This is a genomic window from Kosakonia sp. 1610, assembly GCF_050435845.1.
In the GTDB taxonomy this organism is placed as follows: Bacteria; Pseudomonadota; Gammaproteobacteria; order Enterobacterales; family Enterobacteriaceae; genus Kosakonia; species Kosakonia cowanii.
The window spans coordinates 118,248-136,201 of the sequence record NZ_JBNDKZ010000008.1 but is presented as its reverse complement, the minus strand read 5'-3'; the positions used below and the strand labels follow the sequence as shown (position 1 = coordinate 136,201).

General features: G+C 59.5%; 16 protein-coding genes. 5 read left to right on the top strand and 11 right to left on the bottom strand.

Annotation, left to right across the window (positions count from 1 at the left end; genetic code table 11):
- Nucleotides 1-43 precede the first annotated feature (43 nt).
- Nucleotides 44-1,696: a bifunctional UDP-sugar hydrolase/5'-nucleotidase UshA gene (gene ushA, locus ABIC80_RS19395; protein ID WP_305206699.1), complete on the top strand. Its 1,653-nt coding sequence runs from the start codon at nt 44-46 to the stop codon at nt 1,694-1,696.
- A 4-nt stretch (nt 1,697-1,700) separates the two neighbouring features.
- Here ushA and ybaK read toward each other — a convergent pair whose 3' ends face one another.
- From ybaK to ABIC80_RS19375, 4 genes are all read right to left on the bottom strand, one after another.
- Nucleotides 1,701-2,180, bottom strand: coding sequence for a Cys-tRNA(Pro)/Cys-tRNA(Cys) deacylase YbaK (ybaK, locus tag ABIC80_RS19390; protein WP_023479038.1), 480 nt, complete (start codon nt 2,178-2,180; stop codon nt 1,701-1,703).
- A 77-nt stretch (nt 2,181-2,257) separates the two neighbouring features.
- On the bottom strand, nt 2,258-3,067 hold the full coding sequence (locus tag ABIC80_RS19385; protein WP_042713903.1) for a TraB/GumN family protein: 810 nt from the start codon (nt 3,065-3,067) through the stop codon (nt 2,258-2,260).
- Nucleotides 3,068-3,153: 86 nt separating this feature from the next.
- Entirely contained in the window at nt 3,154-5,652 is a 2,499-nt protein-coding gene (gene copA, locus ABIC80_RS19380) for a copper-exporting P-type ATPase CopA (protein ID WP_429178324.1), read from the bottom strand.
- Between the two features lie 171 nt (nt 5,653-5,823).
- On the bottom strand, nt 5,824-6,120 hold the full coding sequence (locus tag ABIC80_RS19375; protein WP_094419560.1) for a TM2 domain-containing protein: 297 nt from the start codon (nt 6,118-6,120) through the stop codon (nt 5,824-5,826).
- Between the two features lie 206 nt (nt 6,121-6,326).
- On the opposite strand from ABIC80_RS19375, the gene cueR reads away from it, so the two are divergent.
- Entirely contained in the window at nt 6,327-6,737 is a 411-nt protein-coding gene (cueR, locus tag ABIC80_RS19370) for a Cu(I)-responsive transcriptional regulator (protein ID WP_139568912.1), read from the top strand.
- Here the strand turns inward: cueR and ABIC80_RS19365 are convergent.
- From ABIC80_RS19365 to tesA, 7 genes are all read right to left on the bottom strand, one after another.
- Entirely contained in the window at nt 6,691-7,428 is a 738-nt protein-coding gene (locus ABIC80_RS19365; protein ID WP_429178322.1) for a DUF3142 domain-containing protein, read from the bottom strand. The two genes, cueR and ABIC80_RS19365, sit on opposite strands and share 47 nt — an antisense overlap.
- Entirely contained in the window at nt 7,398-9,593 is a 2,196-nt protein-coding gene (locus ABIC80_RS19360) for a hypothetical protein (RefSeq protein WP_429178320.1), read from the bottom strand. Before ABIC80_RS19360 ends, ABIC80_RS19365 begins: the two co-directional genes overlap by 31 nt.
- 21 nt (nt 9,594-9,614) lie before the next feature.
- Nucleotides 9,615-10,076, bottom strand: coding sequence for an NfeD family protein (locus ABIC80_RS19355; protein ID WP_094192980.1), 462 nt, complete (start codon nt 10,074-10,076; stop codon nt 9,615-9,617).
- On the bottom strand, nt 10,073-10,987 hold the full coding sequence (locus ABIC80_RS19350) for an SPFH domain-containing protein (RefSeq protein WP_023479088.1): 915 nt from the start codon (nt 10,985-10,987) through the stop codon (nt 10,073-10,075). The genes ABIC80_RS19355 and ABIC80_RS19350 overlap by 4 nt, the downstream gene beginning before the upstream one ends.
- Nucleotides 10,988-11,072: 85 nt before the next feature.
- Entirely contained in the window at nt 11,073-11,927 is an 855-nt protein-coding gene (locus ABIC80_RS19345; RefSeq protein WP_054804535.1) for a thioredoxin family protein, read from the bottom strand.
- 59 nt (nt 11,928-11,986) lie between these two features.
- Nucleotides 11,987-12,757, bottom strand: coding sequence for an SDR family oxidoreductase (locus ABIC80_RS19340; protein ID WP_200135398.1), 771 nt, complete (start codon nt 12,755-12,757; stop codon nt 11,987-11,989).
- 28 nt (nt 12,758-12,785) lie between these two features.
- Nucleotides 12,786-13,409 (bottom strand): multifunctional acyl-CoA thioesterase I/protease I/lysophospholipase L1, encoded by a 624-nt coding sequence (tesA, locus tag ABIC80_RS19335; RefSeq protein ID WP_164483652.1) that lies wholly within the window; start codon nt 13,407-13,409, stop codon nt 12,786-12,788.
- Between tesA and ybbA the strand changes: the two genes are divergently transcribed.
- The 3 genes from ybbA to ABIC80_RS19320 all read left to right on the top strand — a co-directional run bounded on the left by ybbA (nt 13,380) and on the right by ABIC80_RS19320 (nt 17,803).
- Nucleotides 13,380-14,066 (top strand): putative ABC transporter ATP-binding protein YbbA, encoded by a 687-nt coding sequence (ybbA, locus tag ABIC80_RS19330; protein WP_054804540.1) that lies wholly within the window; start codon nt 13,380-13,382, stop codon nt 14,064-14,066. The genes tesA and ybbA overlap by 30 nt on opposite strands.
- Complete coding sequence (gene ybbP / locus ABIC80_RS19325; RefSeq protein ID WP_200135397.1) at nt 14,063-16,477, top strand: putative ABC transporter permease subunit YbbP; 2,415 nt, start codon at nt 14,063-14,065, stop codon at nt 16,475-16,477. The genes ybbA and ybbP overlap by 4 nt, the downstream gene beginning before the upstream one ends.
- Before the next feature lie 183 nt (nt 16,478-16,660).
- Nucleotides 16,661-17,803 carry a porin gene (locus ABIC80_RS19320; protein WP_429178319.1) on the top strand — a complete coding sequence of 381 codons (1,143 nt, stop codon included), beginning with the start codon at nt 16,661-16,663 and terminating at the stop codon, nt 17,801-17,803.
- Nucleotides 17,804-17,954: the final 151 nt, after the last annotated feature.

The window sequence follows — 17,954 nt, the reverse complement described above, 5'->3', positions numbered from 1 at the left end:
CGCTGTATTTTCTCCTTTCACCAATGGGGTCAGGGAGAGAAGCATGAGCGTGTTAAAGAAGAGCATTACGGTGAGCCTGCTGGCGGCGCTGGGCGCATTAAGCCTGCCGGCGCAGGCTTACGAGCAGGATAAAACCTATAACATCACCATCCTGCACACGAACGACCACCACGGTCACTTCTGGCGCAGCGAGTATGGCGAATATGGCCTCTCGGCGCAGAAGACGCTGGTGGACGGTATTCGCAAAGAGGTGGCGGCGCAGGGCGGCAGCGTGCTGCTGCTTTCAGGCGGTGACATCAATACCGGCGTACCGGAGTCCGATTTGCAGGATGCCGAGCCCGATTTCCGCGGCATGAACCTTATCGGTTATGACGCAATGGCGGTCGGCAACCACGAGTTCGATAACCCGATGAGCGTCCTGCGCCAGCAGGAGAAGTGGGCGAAGTTCCCCTTCCTCTCCGCCAATATCTACCAGAAGAGCACCAATCAGCGCCTCTTTAAGCCGTGGATGATCTTCAACCGTCAAGGGCTGAAAATTGCCGTTATCGGCCTGACCACCGACGACACGGCCAAAATCGGCAACCCGGAGTACTTCACTGATATCGAGTTCCGCCAACCGGCCGTCGAAGCGAAGCTGGTCATTGATGAACTGAATCAAAATGAAAAACCCGATGTGATTATCGCCACCACCCATATGGGTCATTACGACAACGGCGAGCATGGTTCCAACGCGCCGGGCGACGTCGAAATGGCGCGCAGCCTGCCGAAAGGGGCGCTGGCGCTGATTGTGGGCGGTCATTCACAGGATCCGGTCTGCATGGCCTCGGAGAATAAAAAGCAGGCCGATTATGTGCCCGGCACACCGTGCGCACCGGATCAGCAAAACGGCACCTGGATTGTGCAGGCCCATGAGTGGGGTAAATACGTTGGTCGCGCGGATTTCCAGTTCCGTAACGGCGAGATGAAACTGGTGCGCTACCAGCTCATTCCGGTCAACCTGAAGAAGAAAGTGACCTACGACAACGGCAAGAGCGAACGCGTGCTCTACACGCCGGAAATTGCCGAAAACGCGCAGATGCTCTCGCTGCTGACGCCGTTCCAGAACAAAGGCAAAGCGCAGCTGGGCGTGAAGATTGGCAGCACCACTGGCCGTCTTGAAGGGGATCGCAGCAAAGTGCGCTTTGTGCAGACCAACCTGGCGCGGGTCCTTCTCGCGGCGCAGATGGCGCGCACCGGCGCGGATCTGGCGGTGATGAGCGGTGGTGGCGTTCGCGACAGCATTGAAGCGGGCGATATCACCTATAAAGATGTGCTGAAAGTGCAGCCCTTCGGCAACACCGTCGCCTACGTTAATCTCAGTGGTAAAGAGCTGCTGGATTACCTGACAGCCGTGGCGCAGATGAAGCCCGATTCCGGCGCCTATCCGCAGTTTGCCAACGTCAGTTTTGTGGCGAAAGGCGGTCAACTGAGCGACGTGAAGATCAAAGGCGAACCGCTGGATGCGGCGAAAAGCTACCGTCTGGCGACCCTGAGCTTCAACGCCACTGGCGGTGATGGTTATCCGCGGCTGGATGATAAAGCCGGATATGTGAACACCGGCTTTATCGATGCTGAAGTGCTGAAAGAGTTCATCCAGAACAACTCACCGCTGGATGTGAATGCTTACGAACCGAAAGGCGAAGTGAGCTGGCAGTAACGCCTCACTCGCGGCGGGCGATATCGGCAAATTGCGCACCCAGCAGTTTCGCCAGATCGCTCGCCGCCAGTTCAATATCCAGCCCGCGCTTACCGCCGGAGATATAGATGGTGTCGAAGGTTTGTGCGGGCGCATCGATCAGCGTCGGCAGGCGTTTTTTCTGCCCGAGCGGGCTGATGCCGCCCACCAGATAGCCGGTGGTGCGCTGCGCTACCATCGGATCCGCCATATCGACTTTTTTCGCGCCCAGCGCTTTAGCAACCTTCTTCAAATCGAGCATCCCGGCCACCGGCGTCACCGCCACGGCCAGCTGCTTCATATCGCCGTTGACCGCTACCAGCAACGTTTTATAAACCCTGTCGGCATCCAGCCCCAGCTTGCGCACCACTTCATCGCCGAAGTTGGTCTCGTTAGGGTCATGATCGTAGCTGTGGAGTTGAAAAGCGATGCCATTTTTTTCCAGTAACTTTACGGCGGGCGTCATAATAATCCTTCTTATCAAGCGTTTTCACGCCGTAAGCATACGCCTGCACCCACCCGGGAAAATAGTAGCATCTTGCGCTAATGGGCCATTTTTTCCGCTAACAGCGAGGGAAGATTGCCGTCGCCATAGAGATGCAGCGCGCCTGCGGCCACCACATAGCGCCCCGGCGGCAGGCGGAACAGATAGTCGCACCATGCGCGGTTACGCTGATGCATCAGCACATCGTGCAGCGGCTGGCTAAAGGTTGAGGGCAGACTGAGGTTTTCGTCGCGCGGCGGGCTTTCCAGCCACCAGCTCATCATTACCTGTAACAGGCGCGCATTCTCATGCCAGTGGGTGAGGGTGTCCTGCAACAGTTCGCTACCCTCGTCCGGCAGCTGGCGCAAAATATCGAGCTGGCTGGTGGTGCCCTCCAGCTCCATGATCGCCACATTAAAACGCTGCGCTGCTTGTAAAAGCTGGTAGTCGATGCCGTAATCGGACCGCAGCCCGAGCCGCTGCGCCTGCGTTGCTTGTAACACCAGCGCGATGTGCCAGGCCGGGCGCGTCTCAAATGCCGCACGGCTTAACGACAGGCTCTCCAGCGTGCTCTCTAACGAAGCGAGCAGCGCCGGGCTGAGGCGGGTGTCGAGCGGGTCGGCGTCAGGAAGGTTAGCAAACGGCGAGTCGGAACCGGCGATATCCGCCTCGACAATCAGCGCATCGGCCTCGCGCACCTTTTGCAGCAGCGCGGCGGGCAGCGGCGCCATGCCGTGGGTGCCCATATGAATGCTGCCGACCAGGTGAAGGTGCCGGTCGCCGGGCAACTCAACGTCTAATGCGGGCCAGGGGTAGCGGCGCTGACGAAGCGCGAGAAGAAAAGCTTTCAATCGTTGAAACAGGCTCATACGCGCTTCCTGAGAGTAAAAAGGCATGCTAACGCGCGAAGCGGGAGGGTGTAAACCCCGCCGCAGGTGGCGGCGGGGCGGGGGGCTTAGTCGCGCGGAGTAAAGCGCAGCAGCCGGTTGGCGTTACTGACTACGGTAATCGAGGAGAGCGCCATCGCCGCTCCGGCTACCACCGGGTTGAGCAGTGTGCCGGTGAGCGGCCAGAGAATCCCGGCGGCAATCGGGATGCCAAGGGAGTTATAAATAAACGCCCCGAGCAGGTTCTGCTTCATATTGCGCAGCGTGGCGTTGGCAATCGCCAGCGCATCGGCCACACCCATCAGGCTATGGCGCATCAGCGTAATGGCCGCCGTTTCAATCGCCACGTCGCTGCCGCCGCCCATCGCAATACCGACATCGGCCTGCGCCAGCGCCGGAGCATCGTTGATGCCATCACCAATCATCGCCACCTGGCGGCCCTGCTGCTGGAGCTGTTTGATCGCCTCGGCTTTGCCATCCGGCAGCACTCCGGCAATCACCTCATCAATGCCCGCCTCTTTGGCAATGGCGTTTGCGGTGGTCGGGTTATCGCCGGTCAGCATCACCAGCCGGTAACCGGCGCGGTGCAGGCGTTGCAGTGCCTGCACGCTGTCGTCACGCAGCGGATCGCGAATGGCGAACAGCGCCCGCGCTTTGCCCTCTACCGCCAGCAGCACTGGCGTCGCGCCACGGCTGGCCTGGGCGGCAATCTCCTCATCCAGCGCGCGCGTATCGATCTGCTGTTCCGCCAGCAGCGCCTGGTTGCCGAGTAGCACGCGCTGCCCGTCAATCTCGCCGCTGACCCCCAGCCCGCGCAGGGTGCGGAACTGCTTCACTTCCGCCAGCGCATCGCTTGCGGCTTTTTCCACAATCGCGTGCGCCAGCGGGTGGCTGGAACCTTGCTCAAGCGCTGCCGCGAGGCGCAGGGCGCTCGTTTCATCCCCCTCCAGCGCGGTGATGCTCACCACTTCCGGTTTGCCGCGCGTCAGGGTGCCGGTTTTATCAAACACCAGCGTATCAAGGGTGCTGGCGCGTTGCAGCGCATCGGCATCGCGTACCAGCACGCCAAACTCTGCCGCACGCCCGACGCCGGAGATAATCGACATCGGCGTCGCCAGCCCGAGGGCGCAGGGGCAGGCGATAATCAGCACCGTGGTGGCGATCACCAGCGTATAGACAATCTGCGGTGCCGGGCCGAAGAGGTACCAGATGGCGCCGCTCAGCAGGGCGATGGCGACGACCACCGGAACGAACACCGCTGAAATACGGTCAGCGAGCTGGCCGATCTCCGGTTTACTGCTCTGTGCCTGGCGCACCATGCGGATAATGCGCGACAGCGTGGTGTGGCTGCCCACGGCGCTGGCGGTAAACAGGACGCTGCCATCCTGCACCACGGTGCCAGCGTGGATCGTCTCGCCCGCGCCTTTTTGCTGCGGCACTGGCTCGCCGGTCAGCATTGCTTCATCAAACCACCCCTCGCCGTCGCGGATCTCGCCATCCACCGGTACGCGATCGCCGGTGGTCAGGCGCAGCGTCATGCCCGGCTGCACTTCGGCCAGCGGGAGGTTTTTTTCGCCCTCAGGCGTGACCACCCGCGCCGTTGGCGGGGTTAAATCGAGCAGGCGCTCCAGCGCTTTTGATGAGCGCTGGCGGGCGCGCGCTTCCAGCATATGGCCGAGGTTAATCAGACCGATAATCATCGCGCTGGCTTCGTAATAGAGGTGGCGGGCTTCCATCGGAAACCACTGCGGCCAGATATTGACGCTCATCGAGTAGAGCCAGGCCGCGCCGGTACCAAGGGCAACCAGCGTGTCCATCGTCGCGGTGCCGTTACGCAGGCTTTTCCATGCGCTGGTGTAGAAGTGCCCACCGGCAAACACCATCACTGCCAGCGTGAGCACGCCAATGCCGAGCCACAGCGAGCGGTTGGCCTCAGTAACCATCATATTGTCGCCGATCATCCCCCACAGCATGATCGGCACGCCGACCAGCAGGGCGACAATCGCCTGCCAGCGAAAGCGCTTCAGGGTGGCGAGCGCCGTCTCCTGCTGGCGCTCACGCCGCTTAATATCATCTTCAATCGCTTCCGCGCCGTAGCCCGCCTGCTCGACGGCGCTGACTAATTCTGCGGCGGGCGCGCTGCCCATCACCAGCGCAGTGCGCTCCGCCAGGTTTACCCGTGCCTGCGTGACGCCCGGAACTGCCTGTAAGGCTTTTTGTACCCGGGAGACACAGCTGGCGCAGCTCATGCCGTTGATCAACAGCTGCTGGCTGTCATCAAGATCGTGTGCTGCCGGAAGCTCTGGAGTGGCCGCTGTCAGTGCTTCCGACGGGAGTGATGACTCTGCCAGCGGTTTAGCCTTTGGGTGGCTGACGCTCGCGCCGTATCCGGCCTCTTCAATCGTCGCGATAAGCGCTTCGGCGCTGGCGCTGCCCGTCACCTGGGCATGCTCGATGGTGACATCGGCCGCCTCAACGTCGGGGCGTTTTTCCAGGCTCTCTTTTACACGTTTAACGCAATGGCCGCAGGAGAGGCCATCCAGGTTTAGCTCTATGGTTTGAGACATACGCAATCTCCTCAGGGATGTGGCTTTTGATAACACGTAACAAGCTTAAACCTTCCCGCGAGGGGAAGGTCAAGTTCAGGTCGGCACAAAATAGCTCACACGGCAAAAACCGCCGCCAGAAATAACAAACCCCGCGTTGAGCGGGGTCTGGCATCATTTGGCGGTTAATACTCAGCCATATTTACGCGCGAATTCTTCGTCGGAATTGCACAGGTAAATAATAAATTCGATAAAGGAGATGATTGCCGGAATACAGGTCCAGAAGAACAGCAGATAAAGAATGCCCTGTCCCGGTTTACCTAAATAGAATTTGTGCGCGCCGAAGCCGCCAAGGAAGAAGGCGAACAGCGCAGCGGAGATGCGGCTTTTCTTGCCAGCGGTGCTCTGCGGCGCGCCGCAGCCCGGACATGCAACCGCTTCTTTATGTATCTCCTTTCCGCAACCGCGGCAAAAAGCCATATCACTCATAAACAACTCCTGTGTGTCGAACTTTTATCATTATTTGAAAATCCCGCGCTATGGTATAGCGAAGCGGCAGGTCGGCAAATAAAAATATTTACCACATGCATATATTTGTTTTGCGATAGGGTAAGGATTAATATTATTTCCCGGTCATATAACAGGCGTCGCACTATTTGCCGCCTTCTGCGTCCGGACGAATGATGGGGAAGATGATGAATATCAGCGATGTGGCAAAAAAGACCGGTTTAACCAGTAAAGCGATCCGTTTTTATGAGCAGAAGGGGCTGGTGACGCCGCCTTTGCGCGGGGAAAACGGCTATCGCAGCTACAACCAGCAGCATCTCAATGAGCTGACGCTGCTGCGCCAGGCGCGTCAGGTGGGATTTAATCTCGAAGAGTGCGGCGAGCTGGTGAATCTGTTTAACGATCCCGCCCGTCACAGCGCCGATGTGAAAGCCCGCACGTTACAGAAAGTGGCCGAGATCGAGCGCCATATCAGCGAATTGCAGGCGATGCGCACCCAGCTGTTGACGCTGGCAGAAGCCTGCCCCGGCGACGAGGGTGCCGACTGCCCGATTATGGACAACCTTTCCGGCTGCTGTCATCGCCAGGCAAAGGGTTAAGCAGAAAGGTCACCGTGCCGCGATACCAGCGTGAAGCGGCAAGCCTCGCTATCTCGCGCTCATCGCACATCCCGCCCGCCACGACGCCCAGTTTAAACGGAATGCGCAGACCGGCGAGCGCAGGCAGGTAATCGGTAAAGTTCGCCACCGTACGGCGTCCCTGATAGCTCTGCACTACCAGTTCATCCACCGGCAGGGCATTCAGCGTGGCCACGCTGCCGGTTTTCGCCCAGTCCAGCAGCCCGGTTACCCCCAGCGCATAGTGCGCGGGCAGCGTATGCCGCAGCCGTTGCAGAAAGCGGGCGTACTCATCGAGCCGCCAGGTAGCGGCATCGAAATCGATCTGCAGGCCAACGACTTCGTTTCCCGCCGCCTGCCAGCGCGCCAGCAGGCTGTTGAGGCGCAGCAGCAGCGTATCCGGCACGTCGAGAGTGGCAAAGCGCACCGTCAACCAGATGCGCGGAAAGACCAGCCGGTTAACGGGCAGCCCTTTGCGCTCAAACACCGTTTTACCGCCGTGGATCACCACTTCACCCTGATGGAGATAGACCACATCGGCCTGGCGCAACGCTTCGCCGGGGCGCACGCCGGACCAGAGCCAGAACGCCTGCTCCTGCCCCTTCGCCGGGCTTAATGAAGCGAGCAGGGCAGCAAGCGCGATTACCAGTAGTAGCGCAGTTCGTTGGCCCATATGCTTCCGGGGTAACGGCTCTTCAGTTGCTGGAACCAGGCTTTGCGCACCGATTTCTCCACATCTTCGCCGCCGCAATCGTTATAGCCCGAGGGGGCATAACACATCACCGCGCGGTAGAGGGCATAACTCTTATCTTCCGGCTCCGCTTTCGGGTTATTGATCACCTGCTGATAGGCGACCAGCCGCTGCGGCACGCCGGGCAATGCTTTCATGGAGGTGGCATCGTCAAGGGCATCATTGCCACCGCGATCGGCGCCCAGCGAGACCCTCGCCTGCGTGGTGCGGAAGAATTCGCCGAGGCAGTTCAGCGCATGGCCATCCGTTGGCGTTTTGCTCAGCGTAGTGACGGTCTTCTCCAGCGCGGCACAGGTGTAGCGGCTCGCCTCATCGCTGCCTTGCCAGTTAAAGACGTTGAGATCGACATCCGAGAACGCCTCATCTTTTACCGGCGGCGTAATGGCGGCGATCAGCTTTTTATCCTGTAACCAGTCGGCGTAGTTTCCGGCGGTCAAATCGCGCATCAGCAACGTATGCAGGGCGATCGTGCGCTCTTCGCTGTTCGGCCCGTTTTGTGCCTGCGCGAGCAGCAGCGGGCGCGAGGCTTTGGTTTTCAGCACCAGCGAGCGAAAGCGCAGGTTAGTGACCCGGCTCTTCGCTGCGAAAATCTCATCGACCTTCTCACTCGCCACCAGCGTGGCCGCCAGTTTGGCCTGCAACAACTGCTGCTGTTCGACGTCACGGCTTAAATCGAGCAGGCGCAGCCAGTGGCTTTGCGCCTCGGGCCAGGCTTTTTGCGCCATCAGCGCATCGCCATACAGCACCTGTTCGCTAAAGGCGAGAACGTCATGCTCCGCCAGCGCTTTTGCCGGGGTGATACCGCTGACCACCGTGGCGTAATCCTGCGAGCTGTAAGCCAGTTGCAGACGAAGATAGTTCCACAGCGCGCTGTGCTGGTTGTTGTCGAACTCCGCTTTATGGCTCTCAAGCCAGGCCTTATCGATACAGGGCATATTTTCCCGGCAGGGCGATTCGCGCATCCAGCGCAGGGCGGCAATAAAGGTCATCAGCGAAGCATTCGGCGCGCTGACAAACGCATCGCCTCCCCAGCTAACATCCTTACTCAGCAGCTTGTTGTCGCTCTCATTGATCAGCGTAACCAGCGCATCGCCGCTGGTGGCGGCTGAGAGCGCGTTTTCATAACGCACTGCGAGGCTGTCCCACTGCTGAAGATACCAGTCGATGCGGCGCAGCATCCCCTGCGCCGAGGCGGCATAGCGCCCCTGCGGCCACTGCTTGAGGTAACTCTCCGCCGCGCTTCGCGCCTGCTCAGCGTGGGGCTTATCAATTTTCGCAACGTCAAAGTCGCCATACTCGCCGTTGGCATTTTCGCTGCTGGCGTTGAGCGCATTGCGCATCAGCATGTAACTCGCCGTCTCGGCAAGCCACGGCTGCGTGCTCTTTGTCAGCGAAGTGAAAAGCGGTTCGGCGGCGGCATAATCACCGGCATAGAAGCTGTTAGCGGCCTGAAGATAGGTGCGAAAACCCGCCGCCGCTGAATTCTCCGGGAAGGAGAGGGTGCTGATCGCCTCTATACTCTGCGAAGATTCATTAGCCGCGATGCGCGCGGTCGCCAGCGCCTGGCGCTGCGGCGCGTTCAGGGATTTATCCTCAAGCAGGGCGGCGAAGAAGGCTGAAAGCGTCTCGTTATTTTGTGAAACAAAACGGGTTTCACCGTCGCTGCCCGCGTCATCAACCGCTGCGTCATTGCCGTCGGCAATCAGGCGCAGCAGGGCGGGCGGCAGCGTGTTGTCGCTCGCGACGCCCAGCGCATTCATCTGCTGGCGCAGCGTGGCGGCAAGCGTTGAGGCTTCTGTCGCGGCAGCAGGCGGCGCGTCATCGTGATGCACACCGAAGTAGACGTTGCGGCTGCGGGTAACATCTGCTGGCATCGGCTGGCGCAGCGGATAGAGGCCTTTGCTGTCGCCCAGCAGGCGCAGCAGGTTGTCGCGGGTATCGGTGTGGATGGCGATAACCGGCGGCGTAGAGAGGTAGCAGCCGGGGCTGCCCCATGTGCAATCATCAATATCGGAAGAGGCCAGCGCGGATGCGCTGGCGCCAAGCGCGAGCAGGATGCCCAGCGCGAGCTGTTTTTGCGGGCCCATAGCCGGGATCCTTGGGTTAAGTTAGTCGCTTACGGGAGTGATACGCAGCGTAATACCTTCAATGGCGATGACCTCGACGCGCGTACCGGCGGCGAGATCGGTATCGGCGCAGACCGGCCATGAGCTGTCGCCCACGCGCATATGTCCGCGACTGTTGACCAGCGCATTATCCAGCGTGAAACGGCGACCGAGCAGCTGTTGCCCGCGCAGGTTGAGCGAGGCGTCGGCGGGGTTTTGCTGTTTTACGCGTTTTGACAACCACAGCCACCAGAGCCAGGCGGCCAGCAGCGTCAGCAGGGCAAACAGCACCCCCTGCCACTCCCAGCTAAACGGGATGACCCACGCCAGCAAACCGGTGGCGACGGCCGCAATGCCGCTCCATAACAGATAGCCGTTGCCGCCGAGCATTTCGGCGGCGAGCAGCAGCCCACCCAGCGTTAGCCAGGCGAGGTAGGTATGTTCAAGCAGCAGTTCGGCGATCATTTTTTACGCTCGTTGGCGCTATCTTTCACCAGCTCTGCAATACCGCCAATGGCACCCAGCAGGCTGCTGGCATCCAGCGGCATCATCACCACTTTGCTGTTGTTGGCGGAGCCAATCTGCTGCAGCGCTTCGGTATATTTCTGCGCCACAAAGTAGTTCACCGCCTGGATATCGCCGGAGGCGATCGCTTCAGAAACCATCTGCGTGGCGCGGGCTTCCGCTTCCGCCGAACGCTCACGCGCTTCTGCCTGCAGGAAGGCAGACTGACGTTCACCTTCTGCTTTCAGGATCTGCGACTGCTTATCCCCTTCGGCTTTCAGGATCTCCGCCTGGCGGATCCCTTCGGCTTCAAGGATGTAAGCGCGTTTAGTACGTTCCGCTTTCATCTGCGCGTTCATTGAGGAGACCAGCTCCGCTGGCGGGCGCACATCGCGGATCTCAATACGCGTTACTTTGATGCCCCACGGGTTTGTGGCTTCATCGACAATGTGCAGCAGGCGGGTGTTGATGCTGTCACGCTGGGAGAGCATCTCATCCAGCTCCATCGAGCCGAGTACGGTACGGATGTTGGTCATGGTCAGGTTGACGATCGCCAGCTCCAGATTGCTCACCTCATAGGCGGCGCGCGGCGCGTCGATAACCTGAATAAAGCAGACGGCGTCAATGGTGACGTTGGCGTTATCTTTGGAGATGATCTCCTGGGAAGGGATGTCGAGCACCTGCTCCATCATATTGATCTTACGACCAATGCGATCCATAAACGGCACGACAAGGCTTAGACCCGGTTGCAGTGTGCGGGTAAAGCGGCCAAAGCGTTCCACGGTCCACTGGAAGCCCTGGGGGACAATTTTTACACCGGAAAAGACAATAACCAGCGCGACGACGATAAGAACGATAATGACGATTGGCATCAAAAAAAACCTCCTGTTTAATTTGATGCCATCTTAGCCCGAATTGGCGACGAAAGCAGCCCGATCGCCAAATTTGGCAGGGTGATCAGTAAAGCAGCGAGTAGAGCTGACGACGGTATTTCGACGCCAGCGCGTCGCCGGTGCCGAGCGCGGCGAGGATCTCTTGCAGCGTTTTGCGCGCGTCGCCGTTCGCCGCGCCAAGATCTTTACGCAAGTGGTTAAACAGCAGCTCCAGCGCCTCTTCATTACGCCCAACCTGATGCAGCTGCAACGCCAGTTGGGTTGCCAGCGCCGCATCCTCCGGGTTATCGGCAACCTGCTGTTGCAGTTGCTGGATTTCCGGCGTATCGGCCGCTTTGCGCAGCAGGTCGATCTGCGCGATCAGCCCCTGGTAACGGGTGTCCTGATCCTGCAACGGCACCACTTTCAGCACCGCTTCCGCTTCGTCGGCGCGGTTTAACACAATCAGCGTTTCCGCCAGCAGGAAGCCGATTTCGCTCTGCTGGTTAGAGAGCTGCCACGCCTCTTTCAGCAGCGGCAGCGCCTCAGCGTGGTTGCCTGCCTGCATCAATTCCATCGCCTGCTGCGCTTTTAGTTCTTCTTCACGCGGCAGCACTTTGTCGAGCAGGGCGCGGATCGCCTCTTCCGGCTGCGGGCCCTGGAAACCATCGACCGGCTGACCGTTCTGGAAGAGATAGACCGTTGGAATGGCGCGCAGGCCAAACTGCGAAGCGACCATCTGCTCGGCATCGCAATCCACTTTCGCCAGAATAAACTGCCCGTTGTACTGCGCGGCCAGCGTTTCCAGGACCGGTGTCAATTGCAGACAGTGTTGGCTGCGCTCGGACCAGAAATAGAACAGCACCGGGGTCGCAACGGACTGTTCCAGCACCTGTTGCAGGTTCGCTTCGGTAATATTGACGATATTCTGTACGGACATGGCAATTTCTCTGTTTAAACAAGTAAGAATGAGATGGGGACGCGACACGCGCCTTCAACTCATCCGTGCAAAATTTTATCCATCATGCTCGCTGGCAGTAGACGTTTCAGCAGGCTAACCGCCCAGGTCACCAGCGTGACGGGGTAGCGTAATTTCGGATGTTTACTCTCAAAAGCATGGCGCACTTTGGCGACCACCGCCTCCGGGCCGAGGGTAAAGCGCGCGGCGATGCCGGGGTTTTCTACCGGTTTATCGCGCTGCGTCTGGTTGACGTTATCGGTAAAACGCGTGCGGATGGGGCCAGGCTCAATCAGGCTCACTTTAATACCGGTGTGGCGCAGCTCCATGCGCAGCGCATCGGACCAGGCTTCCAGCGCATATTTACTTGCGGCATAAGCACCGCGACCGGGCGTGGAGATCAGGCCCATCACCGATGAGGTCATCACAATGCGCCCTTCGCCGTGCGGCAGCATGGCCGGAAGCAGACGCAGCGTGAGCTGATGAGTGCCAAAAAAGTTGCTGGAAAACTGCTGCTCCAGCTGTTCACGGCTGATGGAGTCAAGGGATCCATACACGCCGTAACCGGCGTTATTGAAGAGGCCATAGAGGCGGTTACCGGTCAGGGCGATCACTTCATCCGCTGCGCGATCCACGCTCGCCGCGTCATCAAGATCGAGCAACACGCCGGTGAATCCCTCTTGCTCCATGCGTGCCACATCGTCGGTTTTACGGCAGGCCGCCAGCACACGAAACCCCTGACGCTTTAGCTCGCGCGCACTCTCCAGACCAATACCGCTGGAACATCCTGTTATTAAGACCGTTTTTTGCATAACTTTACCTGGGGACGCGCCTGAATATTCAGGAGGCGTGATTAACTAAAGGAGCCAGTCGCGTGGCCATCCAGTCGGCAATAAACGGCTGGGCATCGCGATTGGGGTGAATACCATCATCCTGCATCCACTGCGGTTTCAGATAGACTTCTTCCATAAAAAAGGGCAGCAGAGGAACATCCAGCTCGCTGGAAAGCTTCGGGTAAATGGCACCAAAGGCCTCAGTATAACGACGACCGTAGTTGGCGGGCAGCCGTATTTGCATCAGCAGCGGCTTCGCATCGGCGCTCTTTACCGTCTGGATAATCTGGCGCAGCGTCTGTTCCGTTTGCTGCGGCGGAAAACCGCGCAGGCCGTCATTGCCGCCGAGTTCGACCAGCACCCAGCGCGGTTTATGCTCTTTTAACAGCGCGGGCAGGCGCGCCAGGCCCTGCTGCGAGGTGTCGCCGCTGATGCTGGCATTCACCACCACAGGCTGTTGCTGCCACTTGTTATTGAGCAGCGCAGGCCAGGCCGCCGTTGCCGCCATCCGATAGCCCGCACTCAGGCTGTCACCAAGAATCAATAGCGTGTCCGCCGCCGCGGCGCGAAAGGTTAACAAAAGCAAAAACAGGAAGGGCAAATGCCAGCGGAAAACATTGTTGAAGTTCATCATCTTAAGAAGTCCGTCGGTCAGGGGGAGCAGGAGCTTTCAATCCTTACCGGAGTTGAGCTGGTTGTCAAACCAGCTGAAACCATCGCGCTGATTGGCGAGTCCGGTTCCGGGAAGTCGACGCTGCTCGCCATTCTCGCCGGGCTGGATGATGGCAGCAGCGGCGAAGTGCATCTGCTCGGCAAACCGTTACACAAAATGGACGAAGAGGCGCGCGCGCAGTTACGTGCGCAAAATGTCGGGTTTGTTTTTCAATCCTTCATGCTGATCCCGACCCTTAACGCGCTGGAAAACGTGGAACTGCCTGCGCTGTTGCGCGGTGAAAAGAGTAGCGAAAGCCGCAGCAGCGCCAAAGCGTTGCTCGACGAGTTGGGGCTGGGCAAACGCCTCGATCATCTCCCGGCACAACTTTCCGGCGGCGAGCAGCAGCGCGTGGCGCTGGCCCGCGCCTTTAATGGTCGTCCGGCTGTGCTCTTCGCCGATGAGCCGACCGGCAATCTCGATCGGCAAACGGGCGACAAAATCGCTGACCTGCTCTTCTCAATGAACCAACACTACGGCACCACGCTGCTGCTGGTGACCCATGATGCGCAACTGGCGGCGCGCTGCGACAGACGTCTGCGGCTGGTCAACGGCGAACTGCGGGAGGAAGCATGATTGCCCGCTGGTTCTGGCGCGAATGGCGCTCGCCGTCGCTGCTGATTGTCTGGATGGCGCTGAGCCTCGCGGTGGCCTGCGTGCTGGCGCTCGGCACTATCGGCGATCGCATGGAGAAGGGCTTAAGCCAGCAGAGCCGGGATTTTATGGCCGGCGACCGCGCCCTGCGCAGCTCGCGTGAAATTCCGCCTGGCTGGCTGGAGGAGGCGCGTAAAAGCGGTCTGCAAGTGAGTGAGCAGGTGAGCTTCAGCACCATGACGTTTGCTGGCGATACGCCGCAGCTGGCGAGTGTTAAAGCGGTGGATAATCGCTACCCGCTCTATGGCGAGCTGGAGACGCAGCCCGCCGGGCTGAAACCGCAGCCGGGCACGGCGCTGCTCGCTCCGCGTCTGATGGCACTGCTGAATGTGAAACCGGGCGACACGATTGAGGTGGGCGATGCCACGCTGCGCATCGCTGGCGAAGTGACGCAGGAGCCCGATTCCGGCTTTAACCCCTTCCAGATGGCACCGCGCCTGCTGATGAACAGCGCTGATGTGGCAAAAACCGGCGCTGTCTTGCCGGGCAGCCGCGTCAGCTGGCGGGTGAAGTTTGCCGGTACGCCCGCGCAGTTAGAGAAGTATGAGACGTGGCTGCTGCCGCAGCTTGGCGCGGATCAGCGCTGGTATGGGCTGGAGCAGGATGACGGCGCGCTGGGTAAATCCTTACAGCGTTCGCAGCAGTTCTTGCTGCTATCGGCGCTGCTGACGCTGCTGCTGGCGGTCGCCGCCGTCGCGGTGGCGATGAGCCACTACTGCCGCAGCCGCTACGATCTGGTGGCGATTCTGAAAACCCTCGGTGCCGGTCGCGCGCAGCTGCAAAAGCTGATTGTTGGCCAGTGGGCGCTGCTGCTTGGGCTGGCGGTGATCACCGGCGGCGCGCTGGGGCTGCTGTTTGAAAAGGTGCTGATGCTCCTTCTCAAACCGGTGTTGCCCGCTGCGCTGCCGCCCGCAAGCTACTGGCCGTGGCTATGGGCCATCGGTGCAATCGTGGTGATCTCGCTGCTGGTGGGGCTGCGTCCCTATCGTCTGCTGCTGGCGACGCAGCCGCTGCGGGTGCTGCGCCGCGACGCGGTGGCGAATGTCTGGCCGCTTAAGATCTATCTTCCGGCGGTAGCGATTATCACCGTGCTCCTGCTCGCCTGGCTGATGGGCGGCAGCATGTTGCTGTGGGCGGTGCTGGCGGGAGCGGTAGTGCTGGCACTGCTCTGCGGCGTGGTCGGCTGGCTGCTGCTTAATGTGCTGAAGCGCCTGACTCTGAAAGCGCTGCCGCTGCGTCTGGCGGTGAATCGTCTGCTGCGCCAGCCGTGGTCGACCCTGAGCCAGCTGTCGGCTTTCTCCCTCTCGTTTATGTTGCTGGCGATGCTGCTGGTGCTGCGCGGCGACCTGCTTGACCGCTGGCAGCAGCAGTTACCGGCCGAAAGCCCGAACTACTTTCTGATTAATATCGCCCCGGAGCAGATTGCGCCGCTGAAAACCTTCCTTGCTGAGCATCAGGTGATCCCGGCGGCGTTCTACCCGATTGTGCGGGCGAGAATGACGCAGATTAACGGCCAGTCGACGGAGGGCAACGCCGACGAGGCGCTGAACCGCGAACTTAACCTCACCTGGCAGCAGCAGCGGCCGGATCACAACCCGCTGACCGCAGGCAACTGGCCGCCGAAAGCGGGTGAAGTCTCGGTGGAGGAGGGGCTTGCCGAGCGGCTTGGTCTGAAGCTGGGCGACACGGTGACTTTTACCGGCGATACGCAGGCGTTCAGCGCAAAAATCTCCAGCCTGCGCAAGGTGGACTGGGAGAGCCTGCGGCCCAACTTCTTCTTTATCTTCCCGCCGGGTGCGCTCGACGGGCAGCCGCAGAGCTGGCTCACCAGCTTCCGGCTGGAGGGGAACAACGGTATGTTAACGCAGCTTAACCGCGCCTTTCCGACCATCAGCCTGCTCGATATTGGCGCGATTTTAAAACAGGTCGGCCAGGTGCTGGAGCAGGTGAGCCGGGCGCTGGAAGTGATGGTGGTGCTGGTTACCGCCTGCGGCGTGTTACTGCTGCTGGCGCAGGTGCAGGTCGGTATGCGTCAGCGTCACCAGGAGCTGGTGGTCTACCGCACGCTGGGAGCGGGCAAACGGCTGCTGCGCACTACCTTGTGGTGTGAGTTTGCGCTGCTGGGGCTGGTCTCCGGGCTGGTCGCCGCCATCGGCGCGGAAACGGCGCTGGCGCTGCTGCAAACCCGCGTGTTTGATTTCCCGTGGCAGCCCGACTGGCGGCTGTGGATCACGCTGCCGCTCTGCGGCGCGCTACTGCTCTCCCTGTGCGGCGGCTGGTTAGGTAGCCGTTTGTTAAAGGGTAAGGCGCTGTTTCGTCAATTTAGTGGCTAATCCTGCCTGAAAAAGCGGCACCGATAATTCAATCGGTGTCGCTCTGTTTCAGCGTGTAAACAATTAAACGATAGTTGTTTAGTAGCACAAAACATTAAAAAAACTTCGCCCACCAGAATCTTATAAAAGCTATGATGCGCGCGCTAATTAACAGTTAGTTGTATCTATTCCCAAGGAAAAACAATGAAAATAAAAATAAGCGCCCTGGCGACAGCCATTGGCGCAGCAGTGGCGTTGGCGTCTTTCACAGCACAAGCAGAAATTACTGTTCTGAAACAAAACCCGCAGGCGGGCGATCCCCTTAGCCGCCTGAACTTCACCGTCGGCGGATCGATTCGTCCGCAGTTCCAGAATATGACCGGTAACGATGGCAAATACGCCTATAAACGTAACGGTTTTGACGGCGGCTCCCGCTTCCGTTTCGCAGCGGATTACTACCTGTTCGATGACATCAGTTGGGTCAGCTACTACGAGCTGGGCGTTGATATCCCGAAATTGTTCGACTGGGATAACCACTACGCGGAAACCGCGCACAACACCACGCGCCGTATGCTCTACACCGGTCTGAAAAGCCAGACCTGGGGCACCTTAACCTTCGGTCAGCAGAACAGCGTTTATTACGATGTGGTCGGCGCGAAAACCGATATCTGGGACTACGACATGCTGGCGCAGGCACCGGGTAACGGCATCAAAGGCGATTACGACGGCTCTTATCGTTCACGCAAAATGCTGAAATATAAGAAAGCCGTTGGTGACGCGGATATTTATGCTTCTTACCTGTTCAGCGATGATTACCTGGCGACCGACGGCAACCGTTACAAACGTAAAAGCGGCGGTTCACTGGGTCTCGATTATCACCTGACCGACGATCTGACCTGGGGCGCGGCGTGGAACTACACCCGTGCGGATATGCGTCAGCCTTCTACCGGCGACAGCAAAACCTACGATCAGAACATCCTTGGCACCGCGCTGAGCTGGACCCCGGATAACTGGACCTTCTCTCTGGGCGGCGGCTGGTATCAAAACTTCATGCTGACCAAGAAGAAGGATGTGCATAACTACTTCGCGGGCGATGCGTGGGGCGTTGAGTACTTTGCCGGGTATAAATTCCCGATCGCACAGTACGCGGTGAAATACATTCAGCCGTACGTGATGGGTGACCGTCTGGAGTTCGCCAACGGCCGTAATTATCAGCGTATCGATAATGGCGTGGGTGTAACCGTGCAGCTGGATTATGGTTTCCGTGTTGATTACGAACACGTATTTACCTCCAGCACCGACAACCTGGGCGATATGAACCTGGTTCGTCTGCGTTACGATTTCTAATCGACACCTGTGCGGCCTGCCTCTGATGCGCAGGCCGCATAGCACGCTACCAATGCCTGATGGCGCTTTGCTTATCAGGCCTACGGAAATGTACCAACGTAGGCCGGATAAGGCATCGCCGCCATCCGGCAATCGGTCTGGCATTGTGCCC